Below are 13774 nucleotides of genomic sequence, written 5' to 3' on the forward strand. Positions count from 1 at the left end.
CAATCAGGCTAGAACAGAATAGTCCAAAAACGGTTTTGGTAGCGTCAGGGAAAAGTATTTGCGTTTACATCAGTGAATCTACATGGAATCATTCGCATCCGCTTGATTCTCTGGCATCGCCTCAATAAAAGCAGGTAACTGATTGCACGCTTCGACAATTGAGTTAATCAGCGGATAAGGCGACATATCAACGCCAAAGCGCAGCGCATTATACACCTGTGGCACCAAGCAAATATCGACAATGCATGGTGAATCGGTGAGGCTATAAACTGAATCAGCGTATGTTTGACGATGCTTAGAAAGCTTCTCTTCTAATGCCGAAAAACCTTGGCTCATCCAATAGTGAAGCCAGTCTATTTTCGCCTCTTGCTCACACGACAACTCTCGCTCCAAATACTGCAACACACGAAGGTTATTGAGAGGGTGAATTTCTATCGCAATATCCTGCGCCATTGCCAACGCTTGATAGCGCAATGGTGTTTGCTCGGGAATCAACAAGGAGTCTGGGCTGCTCTCACATAAATATCTTTCATCCAAGTATTGCAAAATAGTCAGCGACTGATTGAGTTTAACTTCACCATCCACCAGCACCGGCACTAATTCACTGGCATTGAGCTCGCGATATTGTGGATCATGCTGCTCGCCGCCATTACGCACCAAATGCACCGATTTAGACTCATAGTTGAGTTGCTTTAGGTTCAATCCAATACGCACCCGATAGGCGGCCGAAGAGCGCCAGTAACCATAAAGTGTCATGTTCTGATTCATACAATGATCTCGCTCGAGCTGAATCTTTATAATATGGGCTATAACGCTCGATATTGGCTAACTTTTTGGTCAATCGCACCAAAAATGGAATCACCCGCCGTATCAAACATCTCTAGGCGAATCGAGTCGCCAAACGACATGAATTGAGTCGAAGGTTTGCCATCGCGAATCGTCTCAATCATGCGCACCTCGGCAATGCATGAATAGCCCACGCCGCCCTCGGCAATTGAGGTGCCGTGGTCAGTGCCTTGCTTATTCGATACCGTGCCTGAACCTATGATCGCGCCTGCCGATAATGGTCGAGTTTTAGCTGCATGCACAACTAGTTCGGCAAAATTGAAAGTCATATCTACACCGGCATTCGGACAACCAAAAGGCTGGTCGTTGTAGGTCGATATCAACGGTAAATGTACCTTACTGCCTTTCCATTGCTCGCCAAGCTCATCAGGTGTTACCGCAACCGGAGAGAACGCCGAAGAAGGCTTAGATTGGAAGAAGCCAAAGCCCTTGGCGAGCTCTGCCGGAATTAAGCCGCGCAGCGACACATCATTCACTAACATCAGCAGACGAATCGAATCATGCGCCTGCTTAGCACTAGCGCCCATAGGCACATCACCGGTGACAATCGCAACCTCACCTTCGAAATCGATGCCCCACTCGTCGCTGGCAAATTCGATATTGTCACAAGGGCCGATAAACGCATCTGAGCCGCCTTGATACATTAATGGATCAACCCAGAAGCTTTCTGGCATTTCAGCACCACGCGCCTTACGCACCAGTTCAACATGGTTTACATAAGCACTGCCATCCGCCCATTGATATGCGCGTGGCAGAGGTGATTCACAATACTGAGATGCAAACACTTCACTGCCAGTCACATGCCCGTTGTTTAACGAGGTGTATAACTCTTGTAACTGAGAAGCCACGCTGTCCCAGTTATCCAATGCTACCTGCATGGTTGGCGCTAGATGCATCGCATGGAAAATTTCGGTGGCAGCTACACATTGTTTAAGATCTTTACTTACGACCATCAATAGACCGTCGCGAGTGCCATTTTTCTTGGTTGCTAATTTCATCCTTGTCCCTTACTTCTTATCGTCAGCCATGGTTTGAGAACCTGTCTCTTGCAAACCCGTGTCTTGCCAACTGTAGACATATTCTTTGTTCTCAACGCTATCGAGTTCATCAGAGAACTGCAGCGCGTGGCGAGTATCGATCATCACCGCGACTTCATCAGTGAACTTTTTCTTATACGCTTGCCCTGCCTTAAAGGCTTTTGGGTGAGGCCCATGCGTGAAGCCTGCAGGGTGGAAGGTCACCATGCCCGCTTCAATGTTATCGCGGCTGAAGAAGTCACCAGCGTGATAGAAGAGTACTTCGTCGTAGTCGTCATTGTTATGGTAAAACGGCACTTTCAATGCACCTGGGTCGCTCTCAATCGGGCGTGGTACAAAGGTGCACACCACAAAGCCTGCGCCAACAAAGGTCGTGTGTGCAGACGGTGGCAAATGGTAGCGATGTGACATCAACGGTCTAATATCACGCCAATTCACTTTGACCACGGCTAAGTCGCCATGCCAGCCAATTGCATCCAATGGATTGAACGGATAGGTGATCACACTGACTTTGTCGTGGCGTTTCACCTGAACTTGGGTTTGTTCTTCGGAGTACTGAGCGCGAAACTGGTCGTTGATCGACGGGATATCAAGAACCGCCGGATCAAACACCGCGTGATTGCCGACCATGCCTTTCTCTGGCAGGGAGTAAGCCGCGTCTGTGTTCTCTATCATCAAGATGAACATCGGCTCCCTTGGCTCCAAGCGCCAATTGGTTGAGCGCGGGATCATCACGTAATCCCCTTCACTCACTTCTAAATGGCCATAGTCGCAATAGAGATCTGCCCTGCCTTGGTGAATGAACAGTAGCTCATCGCCATCGGAGTTACGTACCAAGAAATCCATCTTCTCATCCATGCGCCATACACGGATTTTGCAGTCCGCGTTATGCAAAAGATGAGGCACAGCCCAAGGGGTTATCTGGCTGGCTTTTTCCACCAGCGTAAAATCAAAAGCGCGAGGGCGTAAATCACCTTCCCACTCCGACCAACCTGTTGGGGCATGTTGGTGATGGAAGTGAGCGGCAGGGCCGAAGAAACCACTTCGACCCGCCTCTCGCTCATAGATTGCCTCTTCAGGGAAGTCGGCATGCGCTTGTTTAGAACACACCCCCTCCCGATGAGGAAACGAGATCCATTTATGCATCGTCTAATACTCCTCGACGAATCTGGTCCTCTTCAATCGATTCAAACAGCGCTTTGAAGTTACCTTCGCCAAAGCCTTCATTACCTTTACGCTGAATGATTTCAAAGAACACAGGCCCGATTACCGTCTGTGTGAAAATTTGCAGCAAGATGCCGTCTTTGGTCGGCGCACCATCAATCAGAACGCGTAGGTCACGCAACAGATCGGTATCTTCCCGGTGGCCTTTTACACGATCGTCAACTTTCTCATAGTAGGTATCTGGGGTTGGCATAAAGTCCATGCCGCGATCACGCAGGGTTTTCACCGTTTTGTAGATGTCATCCGTAGCAAGCGCGATGTGTTGGATACCTTCGCCGTTGTATTCACGAATGAACTCTTCAATTTGTGATTTGTCATCTGAAGACTCATTGATTGGAATACGGATCTTGCCACATGGTGAGGTCATGGCACGGCTCACAAGGCCTGTCAGCTTACCTTCAATGTCGAAGTAGCGAATCTCACGAAAGTTACCGATACGCTCATAAAAACCAGACCACAGATCCATATTGCCTTGTTTCACGTTGTGCGTGAGGTGATCGATCTCATAAAGGCCTACGTCGGCTTTCGCCATGCGCTCTTGCGCGTCATCATAGAATCGGAAATCAACGTCGTAGATGCTCTGCTTGCCGTAGCGATCCACAAAATAGAGCAGGCTTTCACCGATGCCGTAAATGGCAGGAATGCTAAGCTCCATCGGCCCTATTTCTGTCTTGTACTCTTCACCGCCACCCTTAAACGCTTGCTCCATTGCAGCTGTTGCTTCGTTGACACGAAACGCCATGCCACACACCGATGGGCCGTGAACTTTAGCGAACGCTTCCGCTTGGCTGTGAGGCTGTTCATTGACGATAAAATTGATATCACCTTGTCGATACAGCCAAGCCTCTTTTGAGCGATGCTTGGCGACCTCAGCAAAACCAAGTGACACAAACAGTGCTTTAAGTTGCTCAATTCCCTTGTGGTCAACGGCCGTGTATTCAACAAACTCGAATCCATCCGTGCCAAGCGGGTTGTATGTATCCACCATGAACTTTCTCCTTGTACCTATTGGTTTTGTATTACGTGTTTTTTGTCCTTAATTAAATTTGGCCCACAAGCGGAAAGATTGGAATGCATCGAAGGAAATGGGCAATAACGCTAAAAACCCGTCAAATTGTAAAATAATTGTTACACACAAACCCTCACAACAGGAAAGTGAGTGCTATCAAGGGATTGAAGAGTGGTGGTTTGATTTACAGCAAAGCAAGAGATGTTACTTAATTGTTACAAGTGATTTTTTTGGCTAAAGCAGAAAGAGATAAGTGTATGTTGAACGTAAAAAGAGCATCACAAAACAGGTGATGCTCTTTTAAAAAGCTTCATATCCCAGCGGTATTCTTATGGGACGAAGTATCAAACCTAACCCATTACTTTAATGGTTGACGGTCAAATAGAGGTTGTTTCTCTCGTGAGCACGTCATCAATTTAGGCAATCACAGAACGAGACTTTTTCAAGCGAACTGAAAGCACGGACATTAAACTGATAAGCACCAATAGCCCGGTACCGGCACCACTACGTTCAACATCTTCAGCGCTATCATCACTTCTTTCAGCAATGTCTTCACTTGTTGCTCCAGATATCGGGATAAGTTTTACAGCCACCACCCTCTCGTCACCTACTCCATCATTACAATAAGCAAAGTGTGCGGTTGAATCATAAGCCATAGAAGAGGAGCTACTTTCACTCGCAAAACATTGTATTGCCGTCCCTGAGATAACACCCGCGTCATTAATGTCGGTTGCGTCCAATATTCTAAAGTGGTTGTTGGCATCACTGTCGTCACCACCGTTAGTTAGGTCGTCTAACCACCAAGCTTGATCATTATATCTTGCACGTCTATCAGCATCGGTACCAGTGTCGTTATAAGGGAAAATGAAGCCGCGATGCCTTCTTTCATGTCCGTCTACTTCAGCGTGAGTTTCGGCGTCAACATAGCCAACGATTTCATTGTAGCTGTTGATCTCACTTGCTTTTCCCTCTGCACTGTCAAAGAAAATGTCTTCACCTAAACTTGCGAAGAATGTGGCTGTTGGCGTTGTGTCATTCGCATCAGCGACGAACATACGATTATCAGACACACGATCCGACGGATAATCACCATCTCTTTTTGCATAACCAATAACCATCATGTTTTCATTAATGTCTGTTGCGACAGAATTACTGTGAATGTATGAATCACTCACTTCTACCGTCGCATTAGCGATAAATGTAGTCGTCCAAGCATTTTCCGAAACGCTGAAATTTGACGTACTGCTTGGCCTAAACACAGCAGCCTGCATAAGAAAGTTATCTGAATCATCTAGTTCCGTATTGTAACCAACTAAAACAGGATAAGAGCTATATGTCCCTCTAGACGAAATCGTTGCAGCCCTCACACTCGCTTGTGCTGAAGCTTCATCATCGTTGTAAGAGTAATAGGTCGAACTGGTTTCCCAATCGGATACTGCAAAACGGTTTCCATCATCATTGGGACCATTCGCATCGGTTATATTCCAGACAAAAGCTCGATTAGCAAAAGCAAAGTTCTGACACTCTGGATATAAAGCAGGCTCAATATCTTCATCGATACAATTATCTAGATCCTCAGCATCACTGTCGGATGTGTACGGAGAGTCATAATCTTTGTATCCATCACTGTAATAAAAAGTCGCAACGGACGCGCTTCCGACCACATAGCTTTCCCCTCCATAACTGAAAGAGTCAAAAGCCATCGTTCTTCCCATTTGGGAGATTATATTCGCTTCGCCGTCAGCATCGCTGATCGTAATGCTGGTATCGGCTTCAGGTTGGAGAACCGTAAATTCAGTGCCTGTATCGTAGTAACCACGCTGCCTATACAACTGAATATATTGGTTGTTATAACTGTAGTAACCACTGCTGGTGTTACCAAGAACAAAACCATTCTCGTCAACTTTAGTGATCACCTTCTCCTCTGTTCCATCAACAAAGGAATAACTATAACTGCTCACATCAGGTGGGTTGCTGCCAACATCTGGGATCTCGCTTAGCGAAGAAGAATCATAAAAAGCCGTGGAATTGGTCTGATAGCTCAGCCCGTAATACGCATCACGCTCATTTTTCAAGCCTCCAATGCCCGCATCATCATCGCCATACCACAATAAAGAACTCCAAGCTTCACAAGTCGCGTAGCCAAGTTCGCTCGTGCAGTAGCTATAGATATCGTCATAATCCAAATAGTAGAACGTGTTATCGATACCAAAGGGGACCTCCTCTTTAAAGGAAAAACCTGGTTCTGCATTTTGAGCTTCCCCTGCGAATGCGTAGTCGGTGTCACCACAACTGGTACTAAAGCAATCCGTTGTACCAAGCTCTGGTTCAACTGCGACCCCATACACCGATTCAGTTTCTACTGGTGATTCATCCAAAACCACCCTATAAAGAGCAGCGTTACTATAAGAAGCAACCAACAACGTAGAAGAGACAACGACTGATTTTTTTACCATTGCCTTCATTCTACGGCTCCTAAAAAATAATCCATTTCAATACCAACGATAGCTTTCTGCCTTTATTGCTAAAGGCATTAAATTCATGAGTTCAATAGTGGACTAGGATAAAAATAGAAAATGTGGAAACTATGTAGAAACAATGGAGGTTTAAACAACCTGACTTGATGGGCTGATGATCTGATGCCCTATTAAAGTTAAACGCTAACTTTCATCTCCTAGATTTATCCATTTTCTCTGCTAATTTGATCGCTAACCTATTTGCGTCAAAGAAATACACTTATATTTGGTTACGAATAGGAATTAAATTATGAACAAAATCACGACAGCATTACTTTTACTGACATCGACATTCGCGCTTCAAGCGTGTGCTGAAAGCCGTGAAGGCCCAAGAGAAATGCCAAGCTTTGAAGAAATGGATGCAAACGGTGATGGCGAATTACAATTAGAAGAGCTCAGAGGTCCACTCGCCGATGACTTTGATAAACTAGACGCAGATGGAAGCGGTGGTCTATCGGAAGAGGAAGTTCCGCCACCACCACCAAGACGTCAATAATGGTTAGAGGGTTATCCTAAAATAGTGATAATTCAATGCGAGCTGATGGGGTATAGCACCCTGTCAGCTCGCTATTCATTTCTAACAAAAGAGTGCTTATACATGGCCTAAGATGAATAAAGAAATCAATGTCCATATTTCCCACACGATCGAGGGCTAATATTGGTTTATCTCATTTTATTGTCTTAACTCACTCTATCGTCTTAATTCACTTTAATTTCTGGAGAGAACGTGCGCATATCAATTTTCACCAAACTGTTTGTTTCAATACTAATGGTGTGCGTGACCATGCTCTTTGTACTGACCTATTTTATTAACTCCAGTTTTCAAAGAGGGCTCCAAGATTTCACAAATAATAATGAGATTGCCCTAGCTCAAGAACTCGCCAATAACTTAAAGCAATATTACTCACCTTCCGAAAAATGGAGGCGGCTAGAGCGTGAACCACATTTAATCGCCAGTAGCATTGGCGGCCCCTCACGACCACATCCTCGTGACAGACACCCATCGCCACCACCATTAAGAGAGCCGGAAGCGCCAGGCCTTCAACCTATTTGGCAACGACTCAACATTTTAGATCAAGACGGGCGAGCCATAATTGGACCGCCTGAAAACCTACATCACCTTGAAGATGGTCAGCATCAAGCGCTAGTCGAAATAACACTGGATGATCAAGTTATTGGGTATATCTCCATCGTCCAGATGGATGAAATATCAGGGCCTTTAGCAGAAAGCTTTTTCAAACAACAAACGACGCATGTAAGCACTATCGCATCGATTACCGTGTTGCTTTCATTCCTTATCTCTTTGTTTCTTGTTAGGCGATTTTTGAAACCATTGCGTGCTTTGTCGAAAGGTGCCAAATCTATCGAAAATGGCGATCTCGATTTCTACATTAAAAAAAGCGGCAATGATGAATTGTCCGATCTCATCGGAATATTCAACGGTGTTGTCGAGACACTAAGAAAACAGAAAACACTTAGAGAACAGTGGTTATCAGATATTTCACATGAACTTAGAACGCCTATCACCGTGCTTAGAAGTGAACTAGAGGCGCTACAAGACGGTATTCGATCACCTGAACCAAAATACATCGACTCGTTACATCAACAAATCATCACGTTGGGTCAACTCGTTGAGGATCTTCACCAACTCTCCCTGTATGACATCGGATTTAACCTCAATGTTAAAAACAACGTTGATATACATAAACTGATTGATTCTGTGATCGTTCAAAACTCGATCCGTTTAGAACAAAAAAACATCACATTAACAAAGCACTATGACCATTCAGCCCCACTGTTTACCTCGTGTGATGAGAGATTACTGACACAACTGTTTGTGAATCTGTTGGAAAATAGCGCACGATACACTAGCGATAATGGGCATGTATCGATAGATGTTACCGACATTAGTGATAGTATTATTATCAACGTTGAAGACAGTGATCCAGGTGTACCTGATGCATCACTTCCGCGTTTGTTTGAGAGGCTTTACCGCGTTGATAAATCGCGCAGTCGCTCAAGTGGCGGTTCTGGGCTTGGCTTATCTATCTGTAAAAATATCGTTGAAGCGCACCAAGGACACATTACTGCCGACCACTCAGAATTGGGTGGACTACGAATCATCATAGCGTTACCAAAGGAAATAAAATCGTGATTTTAGTCGTCGAAGATGAGCCTGCATTAGCAAGTGTACTGTGTGAGTACTTAGAGCACTCTGGCCTTGAAAGTCATCATATTATCGATGGTAACCTTGTCATTGACTGGGTAAAGCAAGCATCGCCTAAACTCATTATTCTCGACCTCATGCTACCCAATCGAGACGGGTTGGATATTTATCGAGAGCTGAGAACGTTCAGTGACATCCCAGTGGTTATGGCGACAGCCAAGGTCGAAGAGATTGATCGACTCGTTGGGCTTGAACTGGGTGCAGATGATTATATATGTAAGCCGTACAGCCCGAGAGAAGTGGTTGTGAGGGTGAAAAATATTTTGCGCCGTTCCAACAAGCCCCAAGCCACGTCAGCAACGAACGCCATTGATATTGATGAATTGAGTATGACCGCTGTCCTATGTGGTATTAAGCTAAGTTTAACGCCAGCTGAGTTTCGGCTTTTGCACCTTCTCTATCAAAATGTTGGCCGCATTTATAGTCGCGATCAATTGATTGATAAAATCTACGACGATAGAAGAGTGGTCAGTGATCGCACTATCGATAGCCATATTAAAAACTTACGCAAAAAAATGGTCTCGATAAATGAAAAATGTGACTACATCAAATCCATTTACGGGATAGGTTACAAACTAGAAATAGAATAATACGAATCAAAAAGCCGCTTTCATCAGCGGCTTTTTTCGTTCTAAAGCGAACATAATTCAAAGATGGGATCAGCGTTAATCCCAGTTGAGAATCGACCAATTCGGTTGATCGGCTAACGCTTTCAAACGCGGACATGGGTTTACTAGGTAAGCAAAATCAGCGTGTTCACACAAAGGTAAGTCGTTGATTGAATCGGTATAAAAGTGAATGTCTGAGTAGTTAGTTTCTTGATTGTCTAACCACTCTTTCAAACGCGTCACTTTGCCTTCACGGTAGCTTGGAACGCCTGATATTTGAGACGTGAAACGACCTTGGTTTTCAATCAAATCAATACCGAGGGCGTTCTCGATACCAATCTTGCGGCCGACCGCTTCTACTAGGAAAGTGACGCTGGCTGAGATGATCAACATGTCGATATCATCATTCTCAAGCTGCTCAATCAAAGGTTTCGACTGTTTGAACTGCTTAGGCAAAATATGCTGTTCAACACACTCTTCCACCAATGCGGTGACTTGCTCTGTTGGCATATCGGCCAAAGGCTGCATGGAAAACGTGAGGTAATCTTCCATGTTCAGTTTGCCTTCCGAATACAAGCCCATTAAGCGCTTATCTTCTTCAATAAAGTTGGGCGCTGTGGCAATGCCCTTTTCAACCAAGAACTCATTCCAGAGCATCGCTGCATCGGCATTGATCAGCGTTTCATCCATATCAAATACATACAAAGGTTTGAACATCTTAGGCTCTCACTGGTTGAATTTCGTTAAGGTTAAACAGGAGTTCAAGTTGGCTGCCGTTTGCCAACAGTCGTTCAGAGGAACGGTTCAATAGATCGACGGTTAATTCACATTCATCGACATCTACCTGGTAGCGAATCACGTTGCCCAAGAGCTGGTGGTTACGAATGGTGCCCGTTTTCGGCGCAGAGATATGTTCGCCATATTGTCGGCCTTGCTCTTTCACGTAGATAGATTCAGGTCGAATCGCCACTTTCCATTCTGTTTCAATATTGAAAAGTTGCTTGGCTTTGTTCGCTTGCACCAGATTGTAGTGTCCCATGAACCCAGCCACAAATTCATTGGCAGGTTGAGTGTAGATCTCTTCGGGTGTCCCCGCTTGTACGATCTCGCCTTTGTTCATCAAGAAGATACGGTCAGACATGATCATCGCTTCTTCCTGATCATGAGTCACGAAGATCGTGGTCAGATTCATCTCTTTTTGAATGTCTCGGATCTGTTGGCGTAGGTGTTTACGGATCTTCGCATCCAGCGCCGAAAGCGGCTCATCAAGTAGCAGAATACGCGGCTTCACTACCAAGGCTCTTGCCAAGGCGACACGCTGACGCTGACCGCCCGATAACTGATGCGGGTAGAACTTCTCTTTGCCCGTTAATTCCACCAGCCCAATCACTTTCGCGACTTCACGTTTAATCTCGTCAGCAGCAAGCTTTTTCATCTTGAGGCCAAACGCAATATTGCCTTCAACCGTCATGTTCGGGAACAGCGCATAAGATTGAAACACCATGCCGATGCCACGTTGTTGCGGCACTTGGTGAGTAATCTCTTCACCGTTGACCCAGATCTCGCCACCATCAACAGGATTCAGGCCAGCCAAGCTGCGCAGTAGAGTCGATTTACCACAGCCACTTGGGCCAAGCAGAGTAATGAATTCGCCCTTCTCGATGGAAAATTCAATATCTTCAAACACCGTGTTGTCACCAAAGCTCTTGGTGAGGTTTTTTGCATTTACATAGCTCATTATTTTGTTCCCTGGCTGAAACGACTTGCCAACCAAGTCAGTAAGAAAATAAACAGGAAGTACGTCATCACAAGGGCTGACGTGAAGTGGCCGCTGGTTTGACGCATGTTGTATAGGTAGATTTGCAGTGTCTCGTAACGTGTACCCACCAAGATATTGGCAAACACGAACTCGCCCAATAGGAACGAGAACGACAAGAACAGCGACGCCATTAAGCCTTTCTTAAGGTTTGGCAGAATAATCAACAAGAACGCCTTGGTGGTGCTTGCACCGAGCAGGTGTGCCGCGTCCATCAAATCGTGCAGGTTAATCGCTTCAAAGCTGTTGGCAATCGCGCGATACATGAATGGCAACGCGATGGTGAAGTAAGTACCAATCAAGATCCACGGTGTGCCTATCAAGGAAATTTCACTATCGGCATATAGCTGAAGCAAGCCAACCGACGACACCACGGGTGGCACAGCGAATGGCAATAAGATCAGGATATTCATCACCTTGTCGAGTTTCGGGAAATAGTAAAACACCACGAAAATCGCAGGCAAGACCAACACCACACTCAATGACAGTGCTGCCACACAGATAAACAGTGAACGACCAAAAGCTTGTAAGAAGCGAGGATCGGTCAGCAGGTTGATATACCAATCTAACGTGAAGCCATCCGGCAGGATCGTTGCGCCCCAACGAGAAGAGATCGAGTAAATAAAGGTCGCTAAGATCGGGATCATCATGATGCCGACAATCGAATAGACAACCGTTTTATGAAAACGAGTATTGACGGTGTTCATTACTTTCTCTTCCCTGCGTAGCTTTTGCTGATCAGCCATTGGTTAATCACGGTGATGAAGGCCAGCATCGCCATCAGAATCACTGAAATTGCCGCAGCTAGGTTTGGTTCTAAGAACAAGTCGCCCGATACCAAGCTCGCGATACGAATCGTAATCACGTTGTAGTTGCCCGAGGTCAACGCATACACACTTGCGTAGGCGCCAATCGCGTTAGCAATCAAGATGATAAAGGTGCCGAACAAAGCCGGAGATAACACAGGCAGCGCGATTTTGGTCCAGTATTGCCAAGTTTTCGCGCCAAGCAGTGCCGAAGCGGCTTGCCAGTCGTCACTCAGAGCATCAAACGCTGGATAGAGCAACAACACCGCCAATGGGATCTGGAAGTAGATGTAAATCGCCAGCAAGCCCCACTTGCCGTAAAGGTCGAAATCACCCAGCAATCCATACTGCTTGAGCAATAAGGTAATCGCACCATTGGTGCCCAAGATGATGATGAATGCGAACGACAGAGGCACACCAGAGAAGTTGCTGCTCATATTGGTAAACGCGATCACCGCATCGCGGATTTTAGAATCAACACGGCGCAATGAAGAGACCAACAGAGTTGCAATCGCCAAGCCAACAATGCTCGACCAAATCGACAACCATAAACTGTTGCCAAAAGCCTGCATCATGAAAGCAGAATCGAATATTTCAGAATAGTTTTCGAGAGAGAGTTCGTCGTCATAGAAGAAGCTGTTGATCAGCACCCAAACCATAGGTGCCAGTTGGAAAAGATAGAAAAACAGCGCGAAAGGCGCAAGCCACAAAGCGGGCTTGAAGCGTTGAAACAAAGATTTGGTTTTGGGTTTAAGCGCAGAGCCATCGCTCTGCATGATTACAGAACTGCTCATAGGGCCAACAATTCCTGAGTGTAAGATTTATCGTGTTCAAGGTTGAGTAACTGACAAACGCTGCCGCAGATGTCGGTCTGTTTCACTGAACATTCTTGGTGTGTGAACTTATCACCAATCACAAAGAAAGGTACTTCGCGCTCTTCAGGCAAAATGCCACCATGAGACAGGTCATTGTTCATGCCATGGTCACTGGTGATGATCACTTGATAACCATCGTCTACCCATTTCTCAAGGTAGTTCGACAGGTAGATATCCGCGCCACGTGCACTATTGCGATACTGGCGAGAGTCCAGCCCATGCTTATGTCCCATGTCGTCAATGTTCATTGGGTGAATCAGCAAAAAATCAGGCTGATGAGTGACGCGCAGGTGCTCAGCATCCAAGAACAAGGCTTCATCTGGGTAGTGGTCCCAGTGGTAGAAACAACCGTGTTGGATGTTCATGGTTTCATCGTTGGTGAAACGGTCACGTACTGCATCAAATGGCGCTCGGTTATATAACTCGCTCACCCAATGGTAAGCCGCAGCTGCCGTCACTTTGTTCTGCGACTTCGCCAAGCTAAATACCGACTCGTGATTCGACAAACGCACGATTTGGTTGTTGACGATGCCACTCTCAACAGGGCGAACACCGGTCAGGATGCACTCATACAGTGGACGTGACATAGATGGCAGCTCACACTGCACAGGGTAAAGCGTGGCGCGCAGCTTGTTTTTTTGCGTGCTCTGCGAAGTGCTCTGTTTATTACGCAAATCGCCCTGTTTCTCATACATATCACTTTGCTCTAGAAGACCGTTCAGGTAGCCCATGCAATCACGGGCTACCTGATAGTTCAGTCCATCTAGAACAACAAGGATAACCTTATTGCTCATGGTCTATTCTCTATTG

Annotated in this window: 13 protein-coding genes; 3 read left to right on the top strand and 10 right to left on the bottom strand. The window is 45.8% G+C overall.

Going from position 1 to position 13774, the window contains the following annotated elements; genetic code table 11:
• Positions 1 to 78 precede the first annotated feature (78 nt).
• From maiA to AB6E30_RS03715, 5 genes are all read right to left on the bottom strand, one after another.
• The gene (gene maiA, locus AB6E30_RS03695; protein ID WP_372102635.1) at positions 79 to 768 is read right to left on the bottom strand and encodes a maleylacetoacetate isomerase; all 690 of its coding nucleotides are present in this window, start codon (positions 766 to 768) and stop codon (positions 79 to 81) included.
• A gap of 38 nt (positions 769 to 806) precedes the next feature.
• Positions 807 to 1844, bottom strand: a complete 1038-nt coding sequence (locus AB6E30_RS03700; protein ID WP_372102637.1) for a fumarylacetoacetate hydrolase family protein — start codon at positions 1842 to 1844, stop codon at positions 807 to 809.
• A gap of 9 nt (positions 1845 to 1853) precedes the next feature.
• Entirely contained in the window at positions 1854 to 3029 is a 1176-nt protein-coding gene (locus tag AB6E30_RS03705) for a homogentisate 1,2-dioxygenase (protein ID WP_372102639.1), read from the bottom strand.
• Complete coding sequence (hppD, locus tag AB6E30_RS03710) at positions 3022 to 4095, bottom strand: 4-hydroxyphenylpyruvate dioxygenase (RefSeq protein WP_372098834.1); 1074 nt, start codon at positions 4093 to 4095, stop codon at positions 3022 to 3024. Before hppD ends, AB6E30_RS03705 begins: the two co-directional genes overlap by 8 nt.
• A gap of 437 nt (positions 4096 to 4532) precedes the next feature.
• On the bottom strand, positions 4533 to 6581 hold the full coding sequence (locus AB6E30_RS03715; protein WP_372102641.1) for a DUF3466 family protein: 2049 nt from the start codon (positions 6579 to 6581) through the stop codon (positions 4533 to 4535).
• 301 nt (positions 6582 to 6882) lie between these two features.
• Between AB6E30_RS03715 and AB6E30_RS03720 the strand changes: the two genes are divergently transcribed.
• The 3 genes from AB6E30_RS03720 to AB6E30_RS03730 all read left to right on the top strand — a co-directional run bounded on the left by AB6E30_RS03720 (position 6883) and on the right by AB6E30_RS03730 (position 9449).
• A complete protein-coding gene (locus AB6E30_RS03720) occupies positions 6883 to 7128 on the top strand; it encodes a hypothetical protein (protein ID WP_017072318.1) in 246 nt (81 codons plus the stop codon).
• Positions 7129 to 7416: 288 nt separating this feature from the next.
• Positions 7417 to 8787 carry an ATP-binding protein gene (locus AB6E30_RS03725; protein WP_017061238.1) on the top strand — a complete coding sequence of 457 codons (1371 nt, stop codon included), beginning with the start codon at positions 7417 to 7419 and terminating at the stop codon, positions 8785 to 8787.
• A complete protein-coding gene (locus tag AB6E30_RS03730; protein WP_010432275.1) occupies positions 8784 to 9449 on the top strand; it encodes a response regulator in 666 nt (221 codons plus the stop codon). The genes AB6E30_RS03725 and AB6E30_RS03730 overlap by 4 nt, the downstream gene beginning before the upstream one ends.
• Before the next feature lie 75 nt (positions 9450 to 9524).
• Here AB6E30_RS03730 and AB6E30_RS03735 read toward each other — a convergent pair whose 3' ends face one another.
• Genes AB6E30_RS03735 through AB6E30_RS03755 form a run of 5 tightly spaced genes read right to left on the bottom strand, consistent with a single transcriptional unit; the run spans position 9525 to position 13758 of the window.
• Positions 9525 to 10184, bottom strand: coding sequence for an HAD family phosphatase (locus AB6E30_RS03735; RefSeq protein ID WP_017091954.1), 660 nt, complete (start codon positions 10182 to 10184; stop codon positions 9525 to 9527).
• Position 10185: 1 nt separating this feature from the next.
• The gene (locus AB6E30_RS03740; protein WP_372083245.1) at positions 10186 to 11205 is read right to left on the bottom strand and encodes an ABC transporter ATP-binding protein; all 1020 of its coding nucleotides are present in this window, start codon (positions 11203 to 11205) and stop codon (positions 10186 to 10188) included.
• Entirely contained in the window at positions 11205 to 11990 is a 786-nt protein-coding gene (locus AB6E30_RS03745; protein WP_004732591.1) for an ABC transporter permease, read from the bottom strand. The genes AB6E30_RS03740 and AB6E30_RS03745 overlap by 1 nt, the downstream gene beginning before the upstream one ends.
• Positions 11990 to 12883 (bottom strand): ABC transporter permease, encoded by an 894-nt coding sequence (locus tag AB6E30_RS03750; RefSeq protein WP_372102643.1) that lies wholly within the window; start codon positions 12881 to 12883, stop codon positions 11990 to 11992. The genes AB6E30_RS03745 and AB6E30_RS03750 overlap by 1 nt, the downstream gene beginning before the upstream one ends.
• Complete coding sequence (locus AB6E30_RS03755) at positions 12880 to 13758, bottom strand: alkaline phosphatase family protein (protein WP_372102645.1); 879 nt, start codon at positions 13756 to 13758, stop codon at positions 12880 to 12882. Before AB6E30_RS03755 ends, AB6E30_RS03750 begins: the two co-directional genes overlap by 4 nt.
• Between the last annotated feature and the right edge of the window lie 16 nt (positions 13759 to 13774).

The organism is Vibrio sp. 10N.247.311.12, assembly GCF_041467515.1.
In the GTDB taxonomy this organism is placed as follows: domain Bacteria; phylum Pseudomonadota; class Gammaproteobacteria; order Enterobacterales; family Vibrionaceae; genus Vibrio; species Vibrio crassostreae_C.